The organism is Streptomyces sp. NPDC107517, from assembly GCF_055582645.1.
Map to the genome: position 1 here is coordinate 78,154 of NZ_JBVJPM010000027.1, position 19,588 is coordinate 97,741.

Here is a 19,588-nt window from a genome sequence, read left to right on the forward strand (position 1 = left end):
TTGCGTACGGAAAACCCCATTTCAGGAGGGGTCATTCAGGGCGCTGCGCGAGGCTCACGCCGCGGCTTTCAGATAGCTCTTCCAGCCGCCGTCGGGGCGCACTCCGACGTCGAGCGAGCGCAGCTTGTCGAGGACCTTCGGGTCCTGGACGTCCAGCCAGTCGACGAACTGCCGGAAGGAGACGAGGCGTACGTCCTTCTGGCCGGCTATGTGCTTGAGTGCCTCTTCGACGGCGTCCATATAGATCCCGCCGTTCCACTCCTCGAAGTGGTTGCCTATGAAGAACGGCGCCCGGTTCGTCTCGTATGCCCGGTTGAAGCCGGCTATGTAGGCCTCGGCCGACTGCTTGCGCCAGCGCGGGTAGTTGTAGGCGGGTGCCCTGGTCGTGTTCACCGACTGATTGGCCAGCATGTTGTAGTCCATCGAGAGGACCTCGAAGCTGCGCCCGGGGAACGGCACGGCCTGCAGCGGCAGATCCCACACCCCGCCGCGCTTGCAGGGCCAGCGCTGCCGGCCGCCCGGCGAGGAGGCGTCATAGCGCCAGCCGAGCTCGCGGGCCGTGGGCAGCAGATTGTCCTGGCCGAGCAGACAGGGCGTGCGGCCGCCGACGAGTTCCTTCTCGTAGTCGAAGGGCAGCGAGGGCAGGTCGTGCCGGCCCGTGTTCGTGCGCCACTCCTTGACGAACGACTTGGCCTGGTCGATCTCGCTGCGCCACTGCGCCGGGGTCCAGTTGGCGACGGTGCCGGTGCCCGCGCAGAAGTGGCCGTTGAAGTGCGTGCCGATCTCATGGCCTTCCAGCCAGGCCTGGCGGACGCACTTCAGCGTCTCCTCGATGTGGGCATCGGTGAGATAACCGATGTCGGAGGCGCCGACCCCGTTGTTCGGCGGGCGGTAGAGCCGCTTCTTCGACTCCGGCAGCAGATAGAGGCCGGAGAGGAAGAACGTCATGTGCGCGCCATGGTTCTCGGCCAGTTCGAGGAAGCGCGGGAAGAGGCCGTTGCCGACCTCGCCCGCGCCGTCCCAGGAGAAGATCACGAACTGCGGCGGCGTCTCGCCGGGTTCGAGGGGGACGGGCTTGCCCGGCTGGTTCGGCTGCCTGCCGGTGTACGACGTCGAGCCGTCGCCGATCGGCCGGGCCGCGGGCTTGTCGGGCTTGGCGGGCTTACCGGGGCCGCCCTCACCCTTGCCGCCCGGCGGCACGGACCCCTCGCCACCTTGCCCGTTCCTGGTACCGCACCCGGCGAGCGCGGCGGCCGCCGCCCCCGCTCCGAGCCCGATCAGTCCCCTTCGTGTGATGTCCGGCATTGCCTGGTCCCCATTCGTCGCGCCCCGTTCCCGTACGAGACGGGCACTCCCTTAGAGGGCGCGACGAACACTGCGGTTCCGGCACGGAGAACAAAGTTGGGCAATGCCGACGGCTTTGCGCCGTATGTTCCGGGTGCCGAATCCGCTCCGGACCGAAGGTGCTCAGGACCGAAGGCGCTACGCGCCGAACGCCTTGTCCTTCCCCTTCACGGGCTTGGCACCCGCGAGGAGATGGGCGGGCACGAGATCGCGCGCGGGCTCCGTGTAGCCGACGGACACGATCTTGTCCCCGCGATAGGTGAACGTCGTGAGCGAGGCGAGCGTGCACTGCCGCTTGCGCGGGTCGTGCCACAGCCGGCGCTTCTCCACGAAGCTGCGCACGATCCAGATCGGCAGCTGATGGCTGACGCACACCGCCTCGTGACCGCGCGCCGCTTCCTTCGCTGCGTCGAGGGCGCCCATCATCCGCACGACCTGCTCGACGTACGGCTCGCCCCACGACGGCTTGAACGGGTTGACGAGGTGCTTCCAGTTCTCCGGCTTGCGCAGCGCGCCGTCGCCGACGCCGAACGTCTTGCCCTGGAAGACGTTGCCCGCCTCGATGAGCCGGTCGTCGGTCGCCAGGTCGAGCCCGTGCGCCTTCGCGATCGGCGTCGCCGTCTCCTGCGCCCGGTCCAGCGGGGAGGCCACGACGTGGGTCACATCACGCGAGGACAGGTGCTCTGCGACCCGGTCGGCCATCTGCCGGCCGAGCTCGGAGAGGTGGTAGTCGGGCAGGCGCCCGTACAGGATCCCCTCCGGGTTGTGCACCTCTCCGTGCCGCATCACGTGGACGACGGTGATGTCCTGGTCGGACTTGCCGGCAGTGGTCATGCTTGCGTGGCCTCCGCAGCCGCGCGCGCGGCACCGGGGAGCGCGGCGGCGATGCGCTCGACCGCCCGCTCGTCATGGGCAGTGGAGACGAACCAGGACTCGAAGGCCGACGGCGGCAGATAGACGCCCTGCTCCAGCATCGAGTGGAAGAACGCGGTGAAGCGGAAGGACTCCTGCGCCTTCGCGTCCTCGTAGTTGCGTACCTCGTTCTCCGTGAAGAACACCGAGAACATGTTGGAGGCGCTCTGTACGCGGTGCGCGACGCCCTCCTTCGTGAGCGCGGCGCCCACCAGGGTGCGCAGCTGCTCGGAGACCGCGTCGATCTTCGCGTACGCGGCGTCGTCGAGCAGCCGCAGCTGCGCGACGCCGGCCGCCGTCGCGACCGGGTTCCCGGACAGCGTGCCCGCCTGGTAGACGGGTCCGGCCGGGGCGAGGTGCCCCATGACGTCCGCGCGGCCACCGAACGCGGCGGCCGGGAAGCCACCGCCCATGACCTTGCCGAACGTCATCAGGTCGGGCACCACACCGTCGACGCCGTACCAGCCGGCCTTCGACGTGCGGAAGCCGGTCATGACCTCGTCGGAGATGTACAGCGCGCCGTTCGCCCGGCACAGGTCCGCGAGTCCCTGGTTGAAGCCGGCGAGCGGCGGCACGACGCCCATGTTGCCCGGCGACGCCTCGGTGATGACACAGGCGATCTGGCCCTCGTTCGCGGCGAACGCGGCCCGCACGGCGTCGAGGTCGTTGTACGGGACGACGATGGTGTCGCCCGCCTGGGCGCCGGTGACACCCGGGGTGTCCGGCAGCCCGAAGGTCGCCACACCCGAACCCGCGGCGGCGAGCAGCGCGTCCACGTGCCCGTGGTAACAGCCGGCGAACTTGATCACCTTGGCGCGTCCGGTGAACCCGCGGGCGAGCCTGATCGCGGACATGGTCGCCTCGGTGCCGCTGGACACCAGCCGCACCTGCTCGACCGGCGCGATCCGCGCGACGATCTCCTCGGCCAGGGCGACCTCGCCCTCACCCGGCGTACCGAAGGACGTGCCGCGCGCGACGGCTTCCTGGACGGCCGCGACGACCTCGGGACGGGAATGGCCGAGGATCATCGGCCCCCAGGAGCAGACGAGGTCGACGTACTCGCGACCGTCGGCATCCGTGAGGTACGGACCGGTACCGGACACCATGAACCGGGGCGTACCGCCCACGGCACGGAACGCGCGTACGGGCGAATTCACGCCGCCCGGCGTCACGAGGGCCGCACGGTCGAAGAGACCCTGCGAGACCGGTGCTTCATAGGGATACGGTGCGGTCGCGCCCGACGGCGGCGCCGCGGACCCGGGGATGTTGTTCGCCTCTGCCATGCCTCTCAGCGTACGGGCAGGCTCCCCGGAGCCCGGCTCATCCCCTGCTTCTCTGGCCACGGCGGGAACCGACTACCTAAACTCCCAGGGGATGGGCCGCTCGCGGACCGTTCACGCTGCACGCCGGCACGGGGTTCGCTCCCCGGCCCGCGCAGGTGTTTCACCGCACGTTTCGGCGAGTGACCGTGGGGGAGGTCACTGACACGATGATCGGGTTGCGCGGTGGTGGCCGCGCGGCCTAGAAAAGGGGCGAGGCGCCCTGGAAAAGCAGTCGGGTGGAGATATGCATCGCGGTGGCGGACTGGGCGAGGGGACCGACGATCTGGGCCCCCGGCGTGCCCGGCGGGGAAAGCACCGGCGCGACGCGGAGGCGGCAGCGGCACCGGCGGAGGAAGCGGACGCCGGGCAGGCACTGGGCGGGACCGGGAGCAGGAATGGTGGCCGGGTGGGGGTGACGTACAAATACTTCGGCGCGCCCGACGGCGCCACGGCGGCCCGTGTCCCCATCTCGATGCGCCCCGAGGAGCTCGGCGGCGACGAGCTCGGCATGGGCGGCATGTTCACCAAGATCAAGCCGGAGACGATGGCCGCGATGGTCCTCACCGGCATCGAGGGCATACCACTGCACAAGGTCCCCCCGCTGGAACTGGTCGTCCTGCATCCCGACTACGCGGTCGTGAAGCTGCCCATGACGGTCGTCGACCCGCTGCGCGGAGTCGGCGAGGAGGCCGTGGGCGCCGCGGCGTTCATCTGGTCGACGGTCCCTGACCGCGGCGGCCCGCGCGACGCGTTCTACGTGTACCAACTGCTGCACGAATGGCAGGACTTCAGCCACCGGCTGCACGACGCGGGACACCAGGCCTACTGCCTCGTCTGGCCCTGACCCTCACTCCTCGCCGGGCAGCACACCCCGCACCGTGAACCCGATCGCCGCTCCCCCGCCCGTACGCGCCTTCGCGAACGGCACGCCCCCGTGGGCCGCAGCCACCTCCTGGACGATGGACAGGCCGAGGCCGGAGCCCGGCAGGCTGCGGGCGGCCGGCGCGCGGTAGAAGCGGTCGAAGACCCGGTCCAGATCCGAGTCCGCGACACCGGGACCCCGGTCGAGCACCTCGACACGCACGCCGTCCGGGAGGCCTCCCGTGACCACGATCTCGATCGGCTCCGTGCCGTCGCGGTCGAACTTGGCGGCGTTCTCCACCAGGTTCGACACCGCGCGCTGGAGCGAGGCCGGCCGGCCCCGGACCACCGTGTCGCCCCGCGAACGCACCGCGATCGTGCGGCCCGTACGGCGGCGCGCGAGGACCGCCGTGTCCTCCGCGGTCTCGGCGAGCGCCACCTCGACGACCGGCTCGTCGTCCTCCTTGCCCGCGGCCAGCTCCACCAACTCGTTGACCAGATCGGTCAGTTCACGCGACTCCTGAGCCAGGTCGGCGATCAGCTCCTCGCGGGCGGCGGGCGGCAGGTCCTCGATACGGCGCAGCAGCGAGATGTTCGTACGCAGTGAGGTGAGCGGCGTGCGCAGTTCGTGACCGGCGTCCTGCACCAGGCGGCGCTGGTCCTCCATCGAGCGCGCAAGCCGCCCCAGCATCCGGTCGAAGGAGCGCCCCAGGCTGCCCACCTCGTCACCGCCGGCGACCGGCACCCGCACATCGAGGTGCCCCGTCCCCGCCACGTCCTCCGCCGCCTCCGCGAGCCTCACCAGACGCCCCGTGATCCGGCGCGCCAGCCACCAGCCGACAAGTCCCGCCGCCACGATCACGGAACCCGCCAGCAGGCCCGTGCGCTGCTGGAGTTCACGCAGCAGGTCCTCCGTGTCACTGAACTCCTGCGCGACCTGCACGGCGCCGCGCCCGCCGCCCAGCGACACGGCCGTCATCCGGTACTCGTCCCCGCCGATCTCCACATCGCGCCGCGAGCCGCCCTTCTCCGCCCCCTCGGCCTTCTCCGTCACACCGGCGTGCGCCTCGTCGGCGGTGCGCCGGTCCGCCGCGTTCACCGGCAGCTGCGGGCTGCCGCGGTCGACGACCCGGCCGCCGGGCCCGAGCACCTGGACGTCCGTGCGGGCCGGCCGGATCAGGTCGTCGCGCGGCCCGTCGTGGTCGGGGTCCCCCGACGCGAAGTCGTACGGAGTGAGCCTGGCCTCCTTCACCTGCTGCCGCAGATCGGTGACGACCTCGTCGAACACGGCCTGCTGGTCCACGCGGACGAGCCGCGCCGCGGCGTCGTAGGAGAGGAAACCGACCAGGACGGTGACGGCCGCCGCGACGGCCGCGAACGACACGGCCAGCGTCGTCCGCAGTGACCGGGCGCGCGGTCGCCCGTGCAGGAACGCGCGCAGGCGGCGACGCGGCATCCTCAGTCCTCCCGCAGCACGTAGCCGACGCCGCGGACGGTGTGGATGAGGGAGGTGGCACCGGGTTCGTCGACCTTGCGGCGCAGATAGCCGACGTAGACGGCGAGGTTCTTCGACCCGGGACCGAAGTCGTAGCCCCAGATGCGGTCGTAGATCGTGGCGTGGTCGAGGACGATGCCCGCGTTGCGCACGAGCAGCTCCAGGAGGTCGAACTCGGTACGGGTGAGCTCCAGTTCGCGCTCCCCGCGCCAGGCCCGCCGCGCCTGCGGGTCCATTCTGAGGTCCGCCGCCACGACCTGCCCGTCCGGCTCGGGCGACTCCTCGCGCCCGCCGCTCCCGTCATCGGAGGAGGCGCCGTCGCTGCGGCGCAGCAGGGCACGGAGCCGGGCGAAGACCTCATCCACGTCGAACGGCTTCACGACATAGTCGTCGGCGCCCGCGTCCAGGCCCGCGATCCGGTCCGGCGTCTCGACGAGCGCCGTCAGCATCAGGATCGGCGTGCGGTCCCCCTCGGCGCGCAGCACCCGGCACACCTGAAGACCGTCGATGCCCGGCATCATCACGTCCAGGACGAGGATGTCGGGCGCGCTGCGGTGCGCCTGCGCGATCGCCTCCACCCCGTCGGCGACGGCCGTGACCTCGTAACCCTCCAGAGTCAGGGCCCGCTCCAGGGCATGGCGGATGGCACGGTCGTCCTCGGCGAGCAGCACGGTCGAGGACGCGGCGTGGGGCGTGGCGGACGCAGCGGTAGGGGACACGCGTTCCAGTGTGCCCCCCTCGACCGGCGGCCTCCCCCCTGCCCGGGGGCCCGCCCGGCGCCTTCTTACCTGCATCTCACCCGGGCGCGAACGGTGGCTTACCTGGCTGGACCAGGCTGCCGCCGTATGTTGCGGGCACAGCGCCCGCCGGGAGGGTTGTCCATGAAGATCGTGTTCCTGCTGCACAACGCGTACGCGATCGGCGGGACCGTGCGAACCACGCTCAACCTCGCCTCGGCGCTCGCCGGGCGCGGCGGCCACGAGGTGGAGATCGTGTCGATGTCCCGGCATCGCGAGGTGCCGCGCTTCACGGTCGACCCCGCCGTCTCACTGGTCCCACTCGTCGACACGCGTATCGGCGGCGTCGACACGCGGTACCCGGCGTACGAGGAGCCCGCGCGGGACTTTCCCGCCGCCGAGAAGCGGCACAAGCAGTACACCCGTCTGCATGATCTGCGCGTGCGCGAGTACCTGGAGCGCTGTGACGCCGACGTCGTGATCGGTACGCGCCCCGGCATCAACGTCTATCTGGCGATGTACGGCCCGCGCACCGCACTGCGGATCGGGCAGGAGCACCTGCGCCACGACGCGCACAGCAAGAAGCTCCGGGCGGTGCTCGCCCGCCACTACCGCTCCCTCGACGCCGTCGTCACCATGACCGCGGCGGACGCCGAGGTGTACCGGGCGCGCATGGCCCTGCCGGGCGTACGGGTCCTGTCGGTCCCCAACATCGTGCCGGAGGCACCCTGCCCGCCGTCCGACGGCGCCGCCAAGGTCATCGCGAGCGCCGGGCGTCTCGCGCCGGGCAAGCGCTTCGACCTGCTCCTGGAGGCGTTCGCGGCCGTCGCCGCGCAGGAGCCCGAGTGGCAGCTGCGGATCTACGGCGGCGGGCCCGAGGAAGCGAAGCTGCGCGATCTCGTCGCCGGGCTCGGACTGACCGGGCGCGCCCACCTGATGGGGGCGCGCTCGCCCATCGAGCCGGAGTTCGCGAAGGCCTCGATCGTGGTGTCCGCGTCAGATGCGGAGTCCTTCGGGATGACGCTCGTCGAGGCGATGCGGTGCGGGGTTCCGGTGGTCAGCACCGACGCGCCGCTCGGCCCCGCCGAGATCATCACCGACGGCGCCGACGGCCTGCTCGTGCCGGTCGGGGACGCGCAGGCTCTCTCCGAGGCGGTCGTCGGCCTCATCCACGACGCGCCGCGCCGGCACGCCATGGCTCGCGCCGCGTTCGCGTCCGCCCGCCGCTACGACCCCGATCCGATCGTCGCCCGGTACGAGCTCCTGTTCGCCGAACTCCGTGAGACGCGGCGCCAGCGTTCGTGGCAACGGCTGCGCTCACGCGCGGCCGAATGGGCCCGCCGCAAGGCCCGGTCGACCCACGGCCCGGCGCGGGCCGCGTCCGCGCGCGGCGCCCGCTCGGACCCACGCCCCACGTGACGCACGAGCGGGAAGGCACATGACGACCAACGACACCCAACTCACCCCTGAACCGGCCCGCCCGCAAGGCCCCAAGGCCCCCGGAGCCAAACGGGACCGGGCCACCGAGGGCCGGGGCAGGCGGGCCGACCAAAACCGGCGGCGGCCCGCCCCCCGGCCCGACCCCCAGCCGGGCACGGCAGCCACGACTGCCCGACCGGACACAAGTCCGGCAGTCACCACAGCCCCGCCCAAGGCCGGCACCCCGGCCACCACCCCCGGCCGACACACCGAGCCCGGCCCCCGAACCGCCACAGCGGCCCCCGGCGCCCCCGCCCCCATCGGCGCCACCGCCATCCCCCACCCCCCGTCCTCCCCCGCCACCACATCTGACGCCCCAAAGCGGCGCCCCCGCGCCAGGCCCTGGCTGGCTCTCGTCGCTGTCGTCTACGCCCTCGTTCAGTTCGTGCTCGTCGTGCCGGCGTTCGCGCACGCGCTCGGGTGGGACGAGGCCGTCTATGTGTCGCAGTACGACCCGCGCGTCCCCGCCGCCTTCTTCAGCGCGCCGCGCTCCCGTGGCGTCAGCTTCCTGACCGCGCCGTTCATCGCGGTCACCCCGTCCGTGCTCGTCCTGCGCATCGCGCTCACGCTGCTCTCCTCGGCCGCTCTGTACGCCGCGTTCCGTGTATGGCGTCCCGTCGTCGGGGCCCGTACCACCGCCCTCGCCGCGCTGCTGTTCGCGGGGCTGTGGATCACCCAGATCTCCGGGCCGCAGGCCATGCCCAACCTCTGGGTGGCGTTCGGCTCGGTCGCCGCCACCGGCTGGTTCCTGCGCGCGGTGATCCGGCGCGAACCCCGCGCGTACAGGTGGCTCGCGGGCTGCGTCGCCGTGACCGCCCTGTTCCGCGCTCCGGACGCCGTCTGGCTCGCCCTGCCCCTGATCGCCACGGCCCTGTTCCGCGGCCGCCGCACCCTGCCCTACCTGGTCGGCGGACTCGCGATCGGCCTCGCCCAGTGGGTCGCGGAGGCGTACATCCGCTTCGGCTCCGTACAGGAACGGCTGCACGTGTCGAGCGCCACCGAGGGCGACATGGGCCTGCACCTCAATTTCGACAACGCCTGGTCCAGCCTCAACGGCCCCCTGTTGTGCCGCCCGTGCACGGTGACCCTGCAGTCCCCCGGCCTCACCCTGTGGTGGCTGGCCCTGCCCGTCCTCGGCGCCGCCGCACTCGCCTACGCGGCGCGCGAGCGCCGGCTCCTGGCGACCGCGCTCCCCGTGGCCGTCGCCGCCGCGCTCGCCGTGCCGTATCTGCTGATGATCGGCTACTCGGCCCCGCGCTTCCTGCTCCCGGCCTACGCGCTCCTCGCCCTGCCGGTCGCGAGCCTGGTCACGCGCCTGACCTCGCGACGCGCCCTCATCCTCGTAGGACTGATCGTCGCGGCGCAGTGCCTCTCGCAGTCCACCGTCCTGACCGAGGTCACCGCGGCGACCGCCGGCACGAACCAGCGCTACCGCGCCGCCGCCGACAGCCTGCGCACCCTCGGCCTGCGCCCGCCCTGCCTGGTCTCGGGCCCACGCGCCCTCCCCATCGCCTACGACGCGGGCTGCGCCTCCGCCCAGATCGACGGCAACAACGTCTCGACAACCGTCGCGGGCATCCTCCGGCGCGCCGCGAAGGTGCCGACCGCCGTCCTCACGAAAAAGGGACAGCGCCCACCGCACTATGCGCGCGACTGGACGCCGTACCCCCTGCCCCACACCCGCGGCTGGACGGCCTGGCTCGCGCCGGCCGTCCCGCAGGGCCCTTGACCTCTTCTTGCTACGGCCGCAGCTTCTTACTACGTCCGCAGCGCGGCAAGCTGCCGCTCGAAGGGGATGACGTCGTCGCCCCACTCCACCGGCGCCGGGCGGGCCGCCGCGAGGCCGGTCATGAGCCGCGCGAGCTCACCGCCCGCCCGTTCGACGCGCTGCTCGAGCCCTTCCGCTCCCCAGTCCTGCGACGCCGCGTACACGGCGGTCGGCACGACCACGGCCCGCAGATGCGCGAACAGCGGACGCATCGCGTGCTCCAGGACGAGCGAGTGCCGCGGCGTGCCGCCGGTCGCCCCGACGAGCACCGGCTTCCCGGTGAGCGCGTCCTTGTCGAGCACGTCGAAGAACGACTTGAACAGACCGCTGTACGAGGCCGAGAACACCGGCGACACGGCGATCAGGCCGTCCGCCCCGGCCACCGCGTCGAGCGCCTCCTTGAGGGCGGGCCCGGGGAACCCGGTGACCAGGTTGTGCGCGATCTCGACGGCCAGGTCACGCAGTTCGACGACGGTCACCTCGGCATCGGCGCCCGCGACCTGCGAGGTCACCGCCTGCGTGAGCCGGTCCGCGAGGATCCTGCTCGACGACGGGGCGCTCAGCCCCGCCGACACGACGACGAGCTTCATACGGACGGCACCTCCTTCTCGTTCTCCTGCTGAGCCTTCAGCCCCGCCTCCGCGACGCGCGAGGCGTGCGTCGGCGCGTCCGGCACGTTTGCCGGGCGGCTGTTGGCGAACTCCTTGCGCAGCACCGGCACGACCTCCTCGCCGAGGATGTCGAGCTGCTCCAGGACGGTCTTCAGCGGCAGACCGGCATGGTCCATCAGGAACAGCTGGCGCTGGTAGTCACCGACGTGCTCCCGGAAGCCGAGGGTGCGCTCGATCACCTGTTGCGGGGATCCCACGGTCAGCGGGGTCTGCGAGGTGAAGTCCTCCAGGGAGGGGCCGTGTCCGTAGACGGGCGCGTTGTCGAAGTACGGGCGGAACTCCCGCACCGCGTCCTGCGAGTTCTTGCGCATGAACACCTGGCCGCCGAGCCCGACGATCGCCTGCTCGGGGGCGCCGTGCCCGTAGTGGGCGAAGCGCCGGCGGTAGAGGTTCACCATCTGCTTGGTGTGCTCCATCGGCCAGAAGATGTTGTTGTGGAAGAACCCGTCGCCGTAGAACGCGGCCTGTTCGGCGATCTCCGGCGAGCGGATCGAGCCGTGCCACACGAAGGGCGCGACCCCGTCGAGCGGGCGCGGCGTCGAGGTGAAGGACTGCAGCGGCGTGCGGAACTTGCCCTCCCACGTCACGACGTCCTCGTCCCACAGGCGGCGCAGCAGGGCGTAGTTCTCGACAGCGAGGTTGATGCCCTCGCGGATGTCCTTGCCGAACCAGGGGTAGACGGGGCCGGTGTTGCCGCGGCCCATCATCAGGTCGACGCGGCCGTCCGCGACGTGCTGGAGCATCGCGAAGTCCTCGGCGATCTTCACCGGGTCGTTCGTGGTGATCAGCGTCGTGGAGGTGGAGAGGATCAGGTTCTCGGTGCGGGCGGCGAGGTAGCCGAGCATCGTGGTCGGCGACGACGGCACGAAGGGCGGGTTGTGGTGCTCGCCGGTGGCGAAGACGTCGAGCCCGACCTCCTCCGCCTTCAGGGCGATGGCGAGCATGGCCTTGATGCGCTCGTGCTCACTCGGCGTACGGCCCGTCGTCGGATCGGCCGTGACGTCACCGACGCTGAAGATCCCGAACTGCATGACTGCTCACCCTCCGAGGTTGTTGACGATTCAACTATACCCTCGAACGGTGACGGTGCCGCCCCTATTCCCTGGCCTCGACCTCAGCCCCTGCGCCTTCCCCAGACCTTCAGCGCCCGGGCGGGGCCCACCGCGGATCACGCCCCGTCGCCGCGAGCAGCCGCTCGAACGCCGACGCGTCCGCGGGCTCCGGCACCGCCTCCCCGAACACCCCCATCGACCGCGCCGTCGGCGCCAGCTGCGCGACGGCCCCGGCCAGCCGCTCCACGACGGCGAGCGCCTCCCCCTCGGGCACGTACTCCTGCCCGGTCGCCCGCGCCAGGTCCCAGATGTGCACGGTCAGATCGAGCAGCACCATGGAGCCGACCGTGGCCGCCGGCATGCTCATCGCACCGGTCTTCCCCTCCTCGGCGCCCGGCACCGACCAGGCCGCCACCAGCTTCCGCGCCTCCTCACCGAACCGCTCACGCCAGTCGGGCCCCTCGGCCACCCGGTCCGCGGCGGACTGCGTGAAGTCGGAGTCCTGCTTCGCGGCCAGCCGCTGGAACTGCTCCATCACCTGGAAGACGTGGTTGACCAGGGCCTTCACGTCGTACTCCGCGCACGGCGTCGCCGCTTCGAGACGGTCGTCGGGCAGGGCGCGGACGACCGGGACGGCCCGCTCCGCGGCCACGCCCAGAAGTTCACCGATGCCGCGCGGCTTCTCCTGGCTGTCGTCGTGCTCGTGACGCTCGTTGTTCTCATGGGTGTCATTCACGCCGCCAAGCTACGAGCCGGAACCCGGCCCGCGCCGAAGAACGGCGACATACGATCCGGCTCGTCACCGATGAGCCGACGAGCCGACGGCCCGTGACGCACAGCACCGGACCCAGGACGGCCGCGGAAGAGATGACGGGCCTGATTCTGAGACGAAAGAGACGAAAGAGCGGAACGTTCGATGACGGACATAGACCTCGTGCCCTGGACGGACGACGACTTCGATCTGCTGCTCAAGAACAACGCGCCCGAGATGACGGCCCACCTCGGCGGCCCCGAGACCCTCGACCAGCTCATGGACCGCCACCGCCGCTACCTCGCGCTGTCCACGCTCGACGGGCACGGCCGGATGTTCCGCATCACCGCGGGACCCGACACCCCCGCGGCCGGCTCCATCGGCTACTGGGCGACACCGTGGCAGGGCGAACGGGTCTGGGAGACCGGCTGGGGCGTCCTGCCCGGCTACCAGGGCCGCGGCATCGCCGCCGCGGCCGCCCGCCTCGTCGCCGCCCACGCGGCCGCCGACCGGGCGCGCCTGCGCCATCTGCACGCGTTCCCGCCCGTCGACCACATCGCGTCGAACGGCGTCTGCCGCAGCGCGGGCTTCACCCTGCGCGGCCCCTGCGACCTCGAGTACCCGAAGGGCCGCGCGATCCGCTGCCACGACTGGCACCTCGACCTGCGGACCCTCAGCCGAGCTTCTTCGTGAAGTGGAACGCCGTGATGTCCATACGCTCCCGCAGATAGAAGCGGTGCGCGTCCGTCCGGCGCGTCCCCGAGTCCAACTGGAGCGTGCGGCAGCCCAGCTCGCGCGCCCGGTCCTCCAGATACGCGAGCAGTGCCCGGCCCACACCGCCCGACCTGGCCCGCTCGGCGGTCACCAGATCGTCGACGTACAGCTTGCGCAGCGCGCTCGTGCTGGCCGCCACGCGCCACCCCGCGACGCCCGCGCACGACCCGTCGTCGGTGTACGCGGCCGTGAACCGCAGCCCCTGCGGATACCCCTCCGCGTACACCTCGGAGAACAGCTCGCCGGTCAGGTGCGGGCGCAGCTCCTGGAGCACGGGCAGGACCTCGGCGCCGAGGCGCGGATCGCCGGGCTCCATGTCAGTGATCTTCATACCCGAACGATAGGAGCCACGGCTCCGACCTCACACCCCTGTCTCAGAAGCGGCACCGGCTCAGAAGCGTCAGGGGTGTGAGAAGCACAGAGGCGTCAGGGGTGTGAGAAGTGCAGGAGGTCAGAAGTAGTAGACATCCCCGGTGTCCAGGGCCAGGACCCGATGGGTGCTGTTCTGCGGATTGTGGTCCGCCGACCCGCCGCTCCACATCGTGTCGATCCGCACCGTCACCTCCGAAGGCGCCCCCGCCAGCCGCACCGGCACCCTGATCCGCCGGCCCCTGCTGTCCGCCGGCAGCGCGCCCGTACGGCACAGCACCGTCCGCGCGGCCGCCCGCACGCACATCGGCGGCAGCCGCCGCGCGTCCGCGACCGGCGCCGACCAGCGCAGCCGCACCGTGGCGTCGGCCACCGCCGTCGGACCGTGGTTCTGCGGGATCAGCCAGGTCTCCACCCGGCCCCGGTCCATCGTGACCTGCCCGTGATACGCCAGATCGACCTCCGGAACGGACCGCGGCACAGGCCCGTCGGCAACGGCGGGACCAGCCCCCAGCAGCACGACGGCGCTCAGCCCCGCGACCCCGAGCCCACGCCCGGCTCCACGGCCTGCACCGCGCCGGATCCCACACCCGATTCCACGCCTGACCAGCATGTTCTCTCCGCCCTCTCGTCCATCGCCGCAGATCACCGACCACGAGGCGCCGGTCACGAATCACCGGTCACGGTCAGGCGGGTCTCCTGATGTATCCCACGCATCCCGCCCGTCAGGCGCCGTCCAACAGGTGACGGTGCGGCGGCCGCGCACGAGCGCCGTGGCAGCCTGTCCCCCATGCTCGTCGCCCGCTCCGCGCTCCTCTTCGTCGTCGCCGCCCTCTTCGAGATCGGCGGTGCCTGGCTCGTCTGGCAAGGCGTACGCGAACACCGGGGATGGGCGTGGATCGGCGCGGGCGTCATCGCCCTCGGCATCTACGGCTTCGTGGCCACGCTCCAGCCCGACGCCGAGTTCGGCCGCATCCTCGCGGCCTACGGAGGCGTCTTCGTCGCGGGCTCGATCGCCTGGGGCATGGTCGCGGACGGCTACCGGCCCGACCGCTGGGACGTCACCGGAGCCCTCATCTGCCTGGCCGGCATGGCCGTGATCATGTACGCGCCCCGCGGCGGCCGGTGACACCACCGCGCGCCGCCTGCCTATCCTGGCGGGAGTCGATCGCCCGTCCGAGGAGACAAGCCATGACCGCCGCCGCGCCCGCAGCCGCTTCCCGCATCGCCGTCATCACCGGCGCGAGCAGCGGAATCGGCGCAGCCACCGCACGTCAGCTGGCGGCGGCCGGATACCGGGTCGTGCTCACCGCGCGCCGCAAGGACCGGATCGAGGCGCTGGCCGCGGAGATCAACGACGCGGGCCACCAGGCCGCGGCCTACGCGCTCGACGTCACGGACCGCGCCGCGGTCGACGAGTTCGCCACGGCCTTCAAGACCATCGGCGTCCTCGTCAACAACGCGGGCGGCGCGCTCGGAGCGGACCCCGTGGCGACGGGCGACCCCGCCGAGTGGCGCCAGATGTACGAGACGAACGTCATCGGCACGCTGAACGTCACGCAGGCCCTGCTCCCCGCGCTCACCGCGAGCGGCGACGGCACCGTCGTCGTCCTCTCCTCCACGGCCGGACACGGCACGTACGAGGGAGGCGCCGGCTATGTGGCGGCCAAGCACGCCGAGCACGTCCTCGCCGAGACCCTGCGCCTGGAGATCGTCGGCACCCCGGTCCGCGTCATCGAGGTCGCGCCCGGCATGGTCAAGACCGAGGAGTTCGCCCTGACGCGCTTCGGCGGCGACACCGAGAAGGCCGAGAAGGTCTACGCGGGCGTCGCCGAACCGCTCTCGGCGGACGACGTGGCCGACACCATCACCTGGGCGGTCACCCGCCCCAGCCACGTGAACATCGACCTGCTCGTCGTCCGCCCCCGCGCCCAGGCCTCCAACACCAAGGTCCACAGGGAGCTGTGATGCCCCCGGAGCCCCCGGACCCGCTGCAGATCCTGGAGCGCGAGGCGGACGAGCGCCGCCGCGCAGAGGAAAAGCGCGGCGAACGCCACATGTGGTGGTACCTGGCCTACTTCCTCTTCGGCATCCACCTGGTCGCCCTGGTCATGATCTACGCGGTCACGCACGCGAAGTAGGCGCGCGGGCCGGGGGCGGTTCAGCCCTTGACGCAGACGACCTGCTTCAGCTTCGCGACGACCTCGACCAGATCGCGCTGCTGGTCGATGACCTTCTCGATCGGCTTGTACGCGCCCGGGATCTCGTCCACGACGCCGGAGTCCTTACGGCACTCCACGCCCCGCGTCTGCTCCTCCAGGTCCTTCGTCGAGAACTGCTTCTTCGCGGCGTTCCGGCTCATCCTGCGGCCGGCACCGTGCGACGCCGAGTTGAACGACGCCGCGTTCCCGAGGCCCTTCACGATGTACGAGCCCGTGCCCATCGAGCCCGGGATGATCCCGTACTCACCGGAACCCGCGCGGATCGCGCCCTTCCGGGTGACGAGCAGGTCCATGCCGTCGTAGCGCTCCTCCGACACGTAGTTGTGGTGGCAGGAGATGACCGGCTCGAACGTCGGCCTCGCCTTCTTGAACTCGCGGCGAATCACGTCGAGGGAGAGCGCCATCATGACCGCGCGGTTGTACTTCGCGTACTCCTGCGCCCAGAACAGGTCGTTCCGGTACGCCGCCATCTGCGGGGTCTGCGCGATGAACACCGCGAGGTCGCGGTCGACCAGACCCTGGTTGTGCGCGAGCTTCTGCGCGACGCCGATGTGGTGGTCGGCCAGCTCCTTGCCGATGTTCCGCGAACCCGAATGGAGCATGACCCAGACAGAATCGTCCGTATCGAGGCAGAACTCCCAGAAATGATTTCCGGAGCCGAGCGTGCCCATCTGCTTGGCGGCGCGCTCCTCGCGGAACTTCACCGCGTCCGCGATGCCCTCGAACCGGCCCCAGAAGTCGTCCCAGGCCCCCACGCCGAAGCCGTGCAGCCGCCCCGGATCCACCGGGTCGTCGTGCATGCCGCGACCCACCGGGATCGCCTGTTCGATCTTCGAGCGGAGCCGGGACAGGTCGCCAGGCAGGTCGTTCGCCGTGAGGGACGTCTTCACCGCCGACATGCCGCAGCCGATGTCCACGCCCACCGCCGCCGGGCAGACCGCGCCGTGCATCGCGATGACCGAGCCGACCGTCGCGCCCTTGCCGAAGTGCACATCGGGCATCACTGCCAGACCCTTGATCCACGGCAGCGTCGAGACATTGCGCAGCTGCTGCATCGCCACGTCCTCGACCGACGCCGGATCCGTCCACATCCGGATCGGGACCTTCGCCCCCGGAACCTCTACATACGACATGGTGTCCTCGTTTCCCCCGTACGCTCCCGTATGTTCGCGTACCCGATCAGAAGTAAGTAATCGCAAATACCGGCGCCAAGGTCGACGAATGGGATATCGGACCGGCGTTCACAGCAGTGCGTGCGATACACATTGTGTCCACCGGCCGTCCTGTGACGGCAACCGAATAAGCGCGTCCGACGACGTGTCACCTTGTCGAGAGGGGCCATCACCGTGCAGCGGAAGGCGTACGTACCCGGCGTCGCCGCGCTCCTCGCAGCGCTGCTCACCGGCTGCACCGGAGGTTCGGGTGCCGCCGGTGACGCGACCGACTCCAAGCCCGGCGACGTCGGCACCACCGCCGTGGCCGCCCGGCCCGGCAAGTACCGCACCCTGCCCGAGCCGTGCCGTCAGCCCGACACGGGCACCCTCAACAAGATGCTGCCGGGCATCAAGGAGCTCCCCGAGGGCGAGCAGCGCGACAGGGCGTACGAGGGCGCGGCCACGGTCACGTACGACACGGACCGGCGCGTGGGCTGCCGCTGGAAGGACGACGGGACGGACGCGACGCATCTTCTGCTGGTCGACTTCGAGCGGGTCGTGTCCTACGACAACACGGTGAGCGACGACACGGAAGCCCGCCAGGTCTTCGCTTCGAAGCAGACCGAGGCGCATCTGCCGAACCCGGTCCCCACGGACCCGACGTCGCCGACCACCTCCCACTCCTCCGCCGCCACCAACAAGGACACCGCGGACGCCGAGAACGGCACCGATAAGGGCACGGCGGACGAAGAGAAGAACTCGGGCAAGACGGATGAAGAGACCCCCGACGAGGCGTCGACCGACGCCTCGTCGAGCCCGTCGGACGACTCCGTGCCCGGCGCCGACCTGCAGCCCCGCACTCTCCAGGGACTGGCCGACGAGGCGTTCCTCAACGACCAGCTGACGGCGTCCGCGTCCGCGGGCGGCCACCGCACGGTGACTGTGGTGTTCCGCACGTCCAACGTCATCGTGACCGTCGAGTACGAGCAGCAGCAGGGCACCTCCACGAAGACGCCGGACAGCAAGGAAATGCAGGACAGGGCGCGGGAACTGGCCCGCAAGCTGGCCGGGACGCTGAGCGAGTAACCGGCGGTACGGCGGGCGCGCGGGTCCGTGGAAGCGGAGCCGCGCGGCCCGGCTTGGGCGTACGGTGGCCCATCGGACCCGGGCCGCACCCCTCGGGTACGTACCAGGCAAACCGGAGAATAAGGAACCATGCACCGACCGACCAAGCGACTCACCCGCATATTTGTCTGCGCAGCCGCCGTGCCGGTGATCCTCGTGGCATCCGGCTGCTCCTCCGGCTCGGACTCCGGCGACGGGGCCGACAAGGGCCCTTCGAAGGCGTCGGCGTCCGCGAGTGACGCGGCGGCCAAGGTGAAGGCGGCGGCGTACGACTCGCTGCCGCAGCCGTGTGCCGCGGTCTCGAAGAAGACGCTCGAATCTCTCGTGCCGGAGGCGAAGTCGGGCAAGGCGGGCTCCTCCGACGACGAGTCGGTGCGGGGCACCTGCTCCTGGTCGAGCCTCGACAACAAGGGCGTGAAGGGTTCGCAGTTCCGCTGGCTGAACGCGTCGCTGATGCGCTTCGACTCGGACGCGGCGCGCGGCAGCGGCAACAAGCTGGCCCACGCGTACTTCACCAAGCAGGTGACCGACGCGCAGTCCACGGACGGCGCGAAGTCCCCGAAGTCGGAGCCGGTCAGCGGCACGGGCGACGAGGCGACGGCGGTCACGTACGAGCTGAAGAAGAAGGAAGGCACCTTCAAGCAGCAGACGGTCGTCGCGCGGGTCGAGAACGTCGTCGTGACGATCGACTACAACGGCGCGGGTCTCGCGGGCGAGCAGACGCCGGGCGCCGACGAGCTGGTGAAGGACGCCGAGAAGGCCGCGAAGGAAGCCGTCGCGGCGGTCGTCGCGGCGAACGGGGCGGGTGGCTCGGACACCGCCGGTTCCGCCTCGGCGAAGCCGTCGGACAAGACCTCCTCGAAGCCGTCGGCCAAGACTTCCGGCAAGCCGTCCGAGAAGTCCTCCGCGAAGACTTCCCCGAAGCCTTCGGACGAGCCCTCGGACAAGGCGTCCTCGAAGTCGTGACCCCGTAGGCATCCGGCCGCCAAGTGACCCTCCGTGGCCGCCGGTCGGCACCCGGCAGGCCCCAACTCGCTTTCCGGACACGCCTTTTGCGGAGCCCGGTCCCTTATGGGGCCGGGCTCCCGCCGAACCCGGCCACGGGCCGCCACGCCGATGTGCGAGGCTGTTGCGCGCAACAAGGCGTACAGGGAGGGGAGCACGTGTGGCCGCGCCACAGCTGACACGGACGCACCGCATACTCATCGGCGTGGTCGTCGCCGGTGCGGTGGTCATCGCCGGCATCGGTTTCGCGGGTTCGTACGCGGCCGTTCGCTCGCTCGCGCTCCAGAAGGGGTTCGGGAACTTCAGCTATGTGTTCCCGATCGGCATCGACGCGGGTATCTGCGTACTCCTCGCCCTGGACCTGCTGCTGACCTGGATCCGGATACCGTTCCCGCTGCTGCGCCAGACGGCGTGGCTGCTGACCGCCGCGACGATCGCGTTCAACGGCGCGGCCGCGTGGCCGGACCCGCTCGGCGTCGGCATGCACGCCGTCATCCCGATCCTGTTCGTCGTCTCGGTCGAGGCGGCGCGGCACGCGGTGGGCCGG

The 19,588-nt window shown here is 71.1% G+C and carries 21 protein-coding genes; 10 read left to right on the forward strand and 11 right to left on the reverse strand.

The window, feature by feature from the left end; all coding sequences use genetic code 11:
* Nucleotides 1-54: 54 nt before the first annotated feature.
* The 3 genes from ACZ67T_RS37935 to hemL all read right to left on the reverse strand — a co-directional run bounded on the left by ACZ67T_RS37935 (nucleotide 55) and on the right by hemL (nucleotide 3,539).
* Complete coding sequence (locus ACZ67T_RS37935) at nucleotides 55-1,305, reverse strand: polysaccharide deacetylase family protein (RefSeq protein ID WP_469990474.1); 1,251 nt, start codon at nucleotides 1,303-1,305, stop codon at nucleotides 55-57.
* A gap of 177 nt (nucleotides 1,306-1,482) precedes the next feature.
* Nucleotides 1,483-2,178, reverse strand: a complete 696-nt coding sequence (locus ACZ67T_RS37940; RefSeq protein ID WP_469990476.1) for a histidine phosphatase family protein — start codon at nucleotides 2,176-2,178, stop codon at nucleotides 1,483-1,485.
* Nucleotides 2,175-3,539, reverse strand: coding sequence for a glutamate-1-semialdehyde 2,1-aminomutase (hemL, locus tag ACZ67T_RS37945; RefSeq protein ID WP_469990477.1), 1,365 nt, complete (start codon nucleotides 3,537-3,539; stop codon nucleotides 2,175-2,177). The genes ACZ67T_RS37940 and hemL overlap by 4 nt, the downstream gene beginning before the upstream one ends.
* A 283-nt stretch (nucleotides 3,540-3,822) precedes the next feature.
* Between hemL and ACZ67T_RS37950 the strand changes: the two genes are divergently transcribed.
* Nucleotides 3,823-4,422 (forward strand): hypothetical protein, encoded by a 600-nt coding sequence (locus ACZ67T_RS37950; RefSeq protein ID WP_469990479.1) that lies wholly within the window; start codon nucleotides 3,823-3,825, stop codon nucleotides 4,420-4,422.
* A gap of 3 nt (nucleotides 4,423-4,425) precedes the next feature.
* On the opposite strand, the gene ACZ67T_RS37955 is transcribed toward ACZ67T_RS37950, so the two are convergent.
* Together ACZ67T_RS37955 and ACZ67T_RS37960 are read right to left on the reverse strand one after the other, a co-directional pair.
* Nucleotides 4,426-5,895, reverse strand: coding sequence for a sensor histidine kinase (locus tag ACZ67T_RS37955; RefSeq protein WP_469990481.1), 1,470 nt, complete (start codon nucleotides 5,893-5,895; stop codon nucleotides 4,426-4,428).
* 2 nt (nucleotides 5,896-5,897) lie between these two features.
* Nucleotides 5,898-6,605 carry a response regulator transcription factor gene (locus ACZ67T_RS37960; protein WP_469990514.1) on the reverse strand — a complete coding sequence of 236 codons (708 nt, stop codon included), beginning with the start codon at nucleotides 6,603-6,605 and terminating at the stop codon, nucleotides 5,898-5,900.
* Between the two features lie 210 nt (nucleotides 6,606-6,815).
* On the opposite strand from ACZ67T_RS37960, the gene ACZ67T_RS37965 reads away from it, so the two are divergent.
* Nucleotides 6,816-8,090, forward strand: coding sequence for a glycosyltransferase family 4 protein (locus tag ACZ67T_RS37965; RefSeq protein ID WP_469990483.1), 1,275 nt, complete (start codon nucleotides 6,816-6,818; stop codon nucleotides 8,088-8,090).
* Between the two features lie 19 nt (nucleotides 8,091-8,109).
* On the forward strand, nucleotides 8,110-9,879 hold the full coding sequence (locus ACZ67T_RS37970) for a hypothetical protein (protein ID WP_469990485.1): 1,770 nt from the start codon (nucleotides 8,110-8,112) through the stop codon (nucleotides 9,877-9,879).
* Between the two features lie 29 nt (nucleotides 9,880-9,908).
* Here ACZ67T_RS37970 and ACZ67T_RS37975 read toward each other — a convergent pair whose 3' ends face one another.
* The 3 genes from ACZ67T_RS37975 to ACZ67T_RS37985 all read right to left on the reverse strand — a co-directional run bounded on the left by ACZ67T_RS37975 (nucleotide 9,909) and on the right by ACZ67T_RS37985 (nucleotide 12,311).
* Nucleotides 9,909-10,508 (reverse strand): FMN reductase, encoded by a 600-nt coding sequence (locus ACZ67T_RS37975; RefSeq protein WP_469990486.1) that lies wholly within the window; start codon nucleotides 10,506-10,508, stop codon nucleotides 9,909-9,911.
* Nucleotides 10,505-11,620 carry an LLM class flavin-dependent oxidoreductase gene (locus ACZ67T_RS37980; protein ID WP_469990487.1) on the reverse strand — a complete coding sequence of 372 codons (1,116 nt, stop codon included), beginning with the start codon at nucleotides 11,618-11,620 and terminating at the stop codon, nucleotides 10,505-10,507. The genes ACZ67T_RS37975 and ACZ67T_RS37980 overlap by 4 nt, the downstream gene beginning before the upstream one ends.
* Before the next feature lie 109 nt (nucleotides 11,621-11,729).
* Entirely contained in the window at nucleotides 11,730-12,311 is a 582-nt protein-coding gene (locus ACZ67T_RS37985) for a TIGR03086 family metal-binding protein (RefSeq protein WP_469990516.1), read from the reverse strand.
* A 246-nt stretch (nucleotides 12,312-12,557) separates the two neighbouring features.
* Between ACZ67T_RS37985 and ACZ67T_RS37990 the strand changes: the two genes are divergently transcribed.
* The gene (locus tag ACZ67T_RS37990) at nucleotides 12,558-13,085 is read left to right on the forward strand and encodes a GNAT family N-acetyltransferase (RefSeq protein WP_469990488.1); all 528 of its coding nucleotides are present in this window, start codon (nucleotides 12,558-12,560) and stop codon (nucleotides 13,083-13,085) included.
* On the opposite strand, the gene ACZ67T_RS37995 is transcribed toward ACZ67T_RS37990, so the two are convergent.
* Nucleotides 13,066-13,497, reverse strand: a complete 432-nt coding sequence (locus ACZ67T_RS37995) for a GNAT family N-acetyltransferase (protein WP_469990490.1) — start codon at nucleotides 13,495-13,497, stop codon at nucleotides 13,066-13,068. The two genes, ACZ67T_RS37990 and ACZ67T_RS37995, sit on opposite strands and share 20 nt — an antisense overlap.
* A gap of 120 nt (nucleotides 13,498-13,617) precedes the next feature.
* On the reverse strand, nucleotides 13,618-14,016 hold the full coding sequence (locus ACZ67T_RS38000) for a hypothetical protein (protein WP_469990492.1): 399 nt from the start codon (nucleotides 14,014-14,016) through the stop codon (nucleotides 13,618-13,620).
* 309 nt (nucleotides 14,017-14,325) lie between these two features.
* On the opposite strand from ACZ67T_RS38000, the gene ACZ67T_RS38005 reads away from it, so the two are divergent.
* From ACZ67T_RS38005 to ACZ67T_RS38015, 3 genes are all read left to right on the forward strand, one after another.
* Nucleotides 14,326-14,664, forward strand: a complete 339-nt coding sequence (locus tag ACZ67T_RS38005; protein WP_469990494.1) for a YnfA family protein — start codon at nucleotides 14,326-14,328, stop codon at nucleotides 14,662-14,664.
* A 62-nt stretch (nucleotides 14,665-14,726) separates the two neighbouring features.
* On the forward strand, nucleotides 14,727-15,503 hold the full coding sequence (locus tag ACZ67T_RS38010; RefSeq protein ID WP_469990496.1) for an SDR family NAD(P)-dependent oxidoreductase: 777 nt from the start codon (nucleotides 14,727-14,729) through the stop codon (nucleotides 15,501-15,503).
* Nucleotides 15,503-15,676 carry a hypothetical protein gene (locus ACZ67T_RS38015; protein WP_469990497.1) on the forward strand — a complete coding sequence of 58 codons (174 nt, stop codon included), beginning with the start codon at nucleotides 15,503-15,505 and terminating at the stop codon, nucleotides 15,674-15,676. Before ACZ67T_RS38010 ends, ACZ67T_RS38015 begins: the two co-directional genes overlap by 1 nt.
* A 20-nt stretch (nucleotides 15,677-15,696) precedes the next feature.
* Here ACZ67T_RS38015 and ACZ67T_RS38020 read toward each other — a convergent pair whose 3' ends face one another.
* On the reverse strand, nucleotides 15,697-16,890 hold the full coding sequence (locus ACZ67T_RS38020) for an RtcB family protein (RefSeq protein ID WP_469990499.1): 1,194 nt from the start codon (nucleotides 16,888-16,890) through the stop codon (nucleotides 15,697-15,699).
* A 213-nt stretch (nucleotides 16,891-17,103) separates the two neighbouring features.
* On the opposite strand from ACZ67T_RS38020, the gene ACZ67T_RS38025 reads away from it, so the two are divergent.
* The 3 genes from ACZ67T_RS38025 to ACZ67T_RS38035 all read left to right on the forward strand — a co-directional run.
* Nucleotides 17,104-17,997, forward strand: coding sequence for a DUF3558 domain-containing protein (locus ACZ67T_RS38025; protein WP_469990501.1), 894 nt, complete (start codon nucleotides 17,104-17,106; stop codon nucleotides 17,995-17,997).
* Between the two features lie 129 nt (nucleotides 17,998-18,126).
* The gene (locus ACZ67T_RS38030; protein WP_469990503.1) at nucleotides 18,127-19,002 is read left to right on the forward strand and encodes a DUF3558 domain-containing protein; all 876 of its coding nucleotides are present in this window, start codon (nucleotides 18,127-18,129) and stop codon (nucleotides 19,000-19,002) included.
* A 199-nt stretch (nucleotides 19,003-19,201) separates the two neighbouring features.
* Nucleotides 19,202-19,588: DUF2637 domain-containing protein (locus tag ACZ67T_RS38035; protein ID WP_469990505.1), on the forward strand; the 387-nt coding region annotated here is incomplete at its 3' end.

Excerpts from the sequence above, each read along its gene's own strand:
- ACZ67T_RS37935 (WP_469990474.1), bottom strand. The coding sequence starts at position 1,305 with ATGCCGGACATCACACGAAGGGGACTGATCGGGCTCGGAGCGGGGGCG.
- ACZ67T_RS37940 (WP_469990476.1), bottom strand. The coding sequence starts at position 2,178 with ATGACCACTGCCGGCAAGTCCGACCAGGACATCACCGTCGTCCACGTG.
- hemL (WP_469990477.1), bottom strand. The coding sequence starts at position 3,539 with ATGGCAGAGGCGAACAACATCCCCGGGTCCGCGGCGCCGCCGTCGGGC.
- ACZ67T_RS37950 (WP_469990479.1), top strand. The coding sequence starts at position 3,823 with ATGCATCGCGGTGGCGGACTGGGCGAGGGGACCGACGATCTGGGCCCC.
- ACZ67T_RS37955 (WP_469990481.1), bottom strand. The coding sequence starts at position 5,895 with ATGCCGCGTCGCCGCCTGCGCGCGTTCCTGCACGGGCGACCGCGCGCC.
- ACZ67T_RS37965 (WP_469990483.1), top strand. The coding sequence starts at position 6,816 with ATGAAGATCGTGTTCCTGCTGCACAACGCGTACGCGATCGGCGGGACC.
- ACZ67T_RS37970 (WP_469990485.1), top strand. The coding sequence starts at position 8,110 with ATGACGACCAACGACACCCAACTCACCCCTGAACCGGCCCGCCCGCAA.
- ACZ67T_RS37975 (WP_469990486.1), bottom strand. The coding sequence starts at position 10,508 with ATGAAGCTCGTCGTCGTGTCGGCGGGGCTGAGCGCCCCGTCGTCGAGC.
- ACZ67T_RS37980 (WP_469990487.1), bottom strand. The coding sequence starts at position 11,620 with ATGCAGTTCGGGATCTTCAGCGTCGGTGACGTCACGGCCGATCCGACG.
- ACZ67T_RS37990 (WP_469990488.1), top strand. The coding sequence starts at position 12,558 with ATGACGGACATAGACCTCGTGCCCTGGACGGACGACGACTTCGATCTG.
- ACZ67T_RS37995 (WP_469990490.1), bottom strand. The coding sequence starts at position 13,497 with ATGAAGATCACTGACATGGAGCCCGGCGATCCGCGCCTCGGCGCCGAG.
- ACZ67T_RS38005 (WP_469990494.1), top strand. The coding sequence starts at position 14,326 with ATGCTCGTCGCCCGCTCCGCGCTCCTCTTCGTCGTCGCCGCCCTCTTC.
- ACZ67T_RS38010 (WP_469990496.1), top strand. The coding sequence starts at position 14,727 with ATGACCGCCGCCGCGCCCGCAGCCGCTTCCCGCATCGCCGTCATCACC.
- ACZ67T_RS38015 (WP_469990497.1), top strand. The coding sequence starts at position 15,503 with ATGCCCCCGGAGCCCCCGGACCCGCTGCAGATCCTGGAGCGCGAGGCG.
- ACZ67T_RS38020 (WP_469990499.1), bottom strand. The coding sequence starts at position 16,890 with ATGTCGTATGTAGAGGTTCCGGGGGCGAAGGTCCCGATCCGGATGTGG.
- ACZ67T_RS38030 (WP_469990503.1), top strand. The coding sequence starts at position 18,127 with ATGCACCGACCGACCAAGCGACTCACCCGCATATTTGTCTGCGCAGCC.